Annotated in this window: 3 protein-coding genes; all 3 read left to right on the forward strand. The window is 47.4% G+C overall.

Translation table 11 applies throughout. The annotated features are described in order from the left end of the window. The first annotated feature begins 82 nt into the window (after positions 1-82). The 3 genes from K2H17_RS10615 (at position 83) to K2H17_RS10625 (ending at position 4,892) form a co-directional block, all read left to right on the forward strand. A complete protein-coding gene (locus K2H17_RS10615; RefSeq protein WP_300134589.1) occupies positions 83-1,039 on the forward strand; it encodes a D-2-hydroxyacid dehydrogenase in 957 nt (318 codons plus the stop codon). A gap of 657 nt (positions 1,040-1,696) precedes the next feature. Next, entirely contained in the window at positions 1,697-2,707 is a 1,011-nt protein-coding gene (locus K2H17_RS10620) for a hypothetical protein (protein WP_300134591.1), read from the forward strand. 118 nt (positions 2,708-2,825) lie between these two features. Continuing rightward, positions 2,826-4,892: a leucine-rich repeat domain-containing protein gene (locus tag K2H17_RS10625; protein WP_300134593.1), complete on the forward strand. Its 2,067-nt coding sequence runs from the start codon at positions 2,826-2,828 to the stop codon at positions 4,890-4,892. Positions 4,893-5,143 lie beyond the last annotated feature (251 nt).

The raw sequence follows: 5,143 nt of genomic DNA on the forward strand, positions 1-5,143 counted from the left end.
CTCCTTTCAACACTCTGATTGAGGGTTTTGTGTGCTCTTTAATGTTTAAATTGGTTTAAAACTAAACATACTCTAAGATATAATGAAAATAACCATACTTGACGGCTACGGCATGAATCCCGGCGACATGTCGTGGGAGCCGCTCGAACAGCTCGGCGAACTGACGGTCTATGACCGCACCGCTCCATCAGAAATCCTCGGACGCGCTGCCGGAAGCGAAGCCCTGCTGACAAACAAGACTGTGCTGACTGGCGAGATCCTCCGCGCTCTCCCCGGACTCCGCTATGTCGGAGTGCTGGCCACGGGCTACAATGTGGTCGACATCGACACCGCCCGCCAGCTGGGTATCGTCGTCACAAACATCCCGGCTTACAGCACTGATTCCGTGGTGCAGATGGTCTTCGCCCACCTTCTGGCCATCACCAACCGCGTCGAACACTACACTGCCGAGAACCGCCGGGGCCGCTGGAGCGGCAACCCGGATTTCTGCTACTGGGACAGCCCTCTGCGCGAGCTTTCCGGAAAGACATTCGGCATAGTCGGTCTCGGCAACATCGGCATGGCGGTCAGCCGCGTGGCCCTGGCCTTCGGCATGAAAGTCAAGGCCTACACCTCGAAAAGTCCCGACAAGCTCCCTGAAGGAGTGGCCAAAGCCGACCTCGACGAGCTCTTCAGCACCTCCGACGTGGTTTCGCTCCACTGCCCGCTGACCGAGAGCACCCGCCATCTGGTCAACGCTGCCCGTCTGGCGCAGATGAAACCCTCGGCCATTCTGATCAACACAGGCCGCGGCCCGCTCGTCGACGAGGAGGCACTCGCCGAAGCCCTCGGCTCAGGCCGCATCCATGCCGCCGGACTCGACGTCCTCACCTCCGAACCGCCTTCCGCCGACAACCAGCTTTTGAAAGCCCCCAACTGCTTCATCACCCCACACCTCGGATGGGCTACGAAAGAGGCCCGCGAACGCCTGCTCGACATCGCCACTAACAATCTCCGTGGCTTCATCGCAGGCGACATCCGCAACAACGTGGCCCGATAGAGCGGAAACACACCCGTCCAGGCAACAATCCCTCCCCCCGGCCATCATCCTCGAAAAATCGACCCGGTGTCGGCTCCACACTTTGTGCGTGGTCGGCTCCGGGCTTTCTCATATCAGAGATCGTTTTAACACGCTGATTCATAAAAAAGATTCAAAAAAATAGCCTCATTTTTGGAGCAGTAAAAAAATGGATTTATCTTTGCATTTACAAATTTTGGATTTATTCTACAACAATTGGCTAAAACGATTTTTCGTGGATTTTACTCGTAAGTCTATTTTGTCGGTTCTGTAATGTAAATCAGATATTTGCACATTAAACTCTACGCCGTTGCCGGCATTGAAGCTTAAGAGTGAGCTTTATTCCGGAGGATGAGGTGGGTTTATGTGTTGCCATCCCTCCCATAGCCGGAGCAATGGCAACGTTATCGGCTTGCCACTGAGCTTGCCAAGACATATTAGTAAAAAGCGTTATTGGCGCTTGGTTTCTGACCGTATGAAACTTCGCAACTTTCAGTCAATCAGGAAACCATGCAACGATGATGCTCATGGGTATGTAATATCCTCATGCTCCGCGACGGAGCATGCCGATTATATACATACGGCGTGGGGTCAGCGTTGCTCGTTTCGATTGACAGGGCAATGCGAAGGCCTCATACGGTGAAGCGAGCAACAATCGGCTTCACGCTTTTTCCGTTTAATCATTGCCCGACCGGAAGCCATTGGGTTGTGTTATCAATGGAAAGTCAAATTTTATCAGATTTCAGGAAATGGCTTCTTTCTAACAGAAGACTGTCCACCGAGAAGAGCGCTGCTTCTTATGTCAGCCGTTTGAAAAGGGCATTCCGGCTATGGGACAATCAATCCACTTTTATGACGCCGATCGAATCCAATCTAAACGTATTGGGTGTATTGTGCTGTACCAACGCCACCGCTTGTGAAAAAATATTCACAACGATTCTCGGATACATCGGCGCGGAATATGCCGCCGGCCGTTGGCTCTATGGCCCCGCAAATGATGTGGCAACAGCCGTAAGGACATTTCATGAATTCCTTCAGAGCCGTTGTGCTGCCCTGTCGGCCGACAGTAATGAAAATGTAGTGGCTTCCTCACTCGCAAAAGAAGCGCAGGAGATTAAGCAGTCAGATGTGTTTTATCCGGTGCAGCTAAATTTGGCCGGACGCGTAGCTTCACGCAACAGCAAAGACTGGCCGGCATCAAAGCTTTCAGACATAATCGGCAAAACCGACGAGGGATCGTGGATTGCCAGAACTGTAAAAAACATTATCGTATTGACCGATAAAGGCATCCACCATGTAGCCGACATCGCTGAATTCAAGGTGGGCAGTGGCAATGTTCTCAAGGCTCGCCCAGCCGTTTACGACACATACGCCAAAGTATATAGCTACCATGCGAATGGCTCGATAGCACCCTTTAAGGTACAAAGAAAAGCCGATGGCAGCCTTGACCTTTCAAGCATTTCAATTGACCACTCCCCTGCAATTTCCATTGCCATAAAAAGCGGCCGCTTCCCCGAATTTCAGAAGCTCAACGAGGGTCTGAAACCCGATGCTGCAAAGCTGAAAGCCGAATTCAACGAACTCAACAAAATGGTTACCTATATGCTGATGGAGCGAGGCCAAAACAGCGCCAAAGGAAACAAGTGGTAAGCCCTGGAAATACACAAAAGAAAGAACCGGCATATCAGTATCTCTGCTACTGACCATATCCATGATCAGCGTCATCCGGTAAGAACAATATCAACATTATCAACAAAAAAATAATAAAATGAAAAGACTTTTACTACTCTTGTGTGGGTTAATGTCTTTGGTGATGTCCGTACACGCGGCGACGTTTACCTACACATACAAAGGACACACGCTAAATTACCGCGTCTTAAGCGAGTCAGAAGGAACCTGCTATGTTACCGGCTATATTTCCGGGCCTGTTGGAGCATTGGAATTGCCCGATTTTCCTGTTAATATTAATAATGGTATCGAGTACACTCTTGTTGCAATAGCCGGCTCTGCTTTCAGAGGCTGTTCCGACCTCACATCGGTTATAATACCGAATTCGGTAAAAATTATAGGTGACGGTGCTTTCTTCGAATGCACAGGTCTCATCTCCGTTATTATAGGTAATTCAGTTGATGATATCGGGATCGGGGCTTTCAATGGTTGCACCGGCCTCACCTCTGTTGTTATAGGCAATTCGGTTAAGAGTATTGGACACAGCGCTTTCGCAAATTGTTCCAGACTCAAATCGGTTGAAATACCGTATTCAGTGCTAACTATAGGTGAGCAAGCTTTCGTTTATTGCACCGGACTCACCTCCGTTGTTATAGGCAATTCGGTTAAGAATATCGGGTACGGCGCTTTTGCATATTGTTCCGAACTCACATCGATTGTAATACCGAATTCAGTGCAAACTATCGATGAGGTAGCTTTCTACAACTGTACAAGCCTCACCTCTGTAGTTATCGGTAATTCGGTTAAGAGTATCGGGTACGACGCTTTTGAAAATTGTTCGGGGCTAAAAAAATCGGCGTACCCCGATAACATTCCCAATCCATTCAGCTCCGGCAAAGCCATTGCGTATCCTGCTCAAGAAACGACTATAGAGGACGGCGTCATTTTTGACCGGGCGAAAACTACCCTCTACTTTGCCCCTGTTACACTATCGGGCGAATACACCGTACCGAGTACGGTAAAAACTATCACCGATAATGCTTTCTCATATTGCGAAGACATTACGTATATACGTATGCCTGCTACTTTGTCAAGCATCGGCAAAAATGTATTTTTGGGCTGTAAACTTTATGACTTCACTATTCCAAACGCAGTCAAGTCATTTGATATGGCAACATTATCGGGTAATCCCTTGAAATCGTTAACTGTTGGATCAGGTGTGACGCAGATTTCAGGCGCTGCCTCCTTCTTGAGTCCCCGCATTGAAAAGATTTTTTGGCTTGGGAACAATCCCCCTGAAGGATGTTATTCATTTAATGCTGATGTTAATTTTATCTCTAACGACCAGTATGAATTCGGAAATCAAATTTTATATCCATTCTTAAGCTCGATGTTCGATGTTGAGGGAATCGTGTATGTCCCTGTCAGCCCGTCTGAAAGAACCTGCAATGTCGTAGACTATTTCTATGCACCCTCTAATGCTGTATTCTCAGTTCCCGCAACCGTTACATATAAGGGAATTCAACTGAAAGTTATTGACATAGGTGCGTACGCCTTCTACCACCACGACTATCTTACAGATATTACTTTGGATAACAACGGTGTCATAGACGACTATGCCTTCTATAACTGCATAAAATTGCAGTCGGTGACATTTGGAAACAATATACCGGAAATCAAAAACCATACGTTTGAAAAGTGTGAGGTTCTGAAAAAAGTAGAGAATTCGCCGGCATTGATATCAATTGGTGAATGGGCATTCTCCCGTTGCGTGGGAATGGAATACTTTTCAGTCGGAGATAAAGCCACATCTTTTGGCAAAGAGGCATTCTCTGACTGCACCGGATTGACCGAATTCTACTCGTATGCAGCCACACCTCCTGTATGCGGCGACCAGGCACTCGACGATATAAGAAAATGGAACTGTAAGCTGTATGTACCCATAGGAAGTGAAAAACTGTACAAAGATGCACCTCAATGGAAAGATTTCTTCTTCAGAATTGGTATTGAATCAGGGATTGATACAATCTTTATCGACCCCCAAAATAATAATATCGAGATCTTTGATATTAACGGTATAAAGCAGACTAAACGCCTGGAAGACCTTCCCGCAGGCATCTACATCGTCCGTCAGGGCAAAAATGTAAAGAAGATAGCCGTTAGATAATTATCCTCGGCTACAATCGTTCTACACTACGAACAATCGGCTGCGACCCACAAGGTGTTGCAGCCGATTTCAATTCATACACTTTACACTTTTCGGTTATCCCGCTACATGGTATAGCGGAAGGGCCATCGTCAGATACAGAGCGTAATATTTTAACGTGAGTTCGACATAAGCAATCAGAACAACGTCAGTTGCTTGTCAGCGACAAATTCCAAAGAGATAGACGGTTTCTTCGGGAAGAAACAATATGC

Origin of the sequence: Duncaniella sp., from assembly GCF_029054785.1 — a bacterium.
In the GTDB taxonomy this organism is placed as follows: domain Bacteria; phylum Bacteroidota; class Bacteroidia; order Bacteroidales; family Muribaculaceae; genus Duncaniella.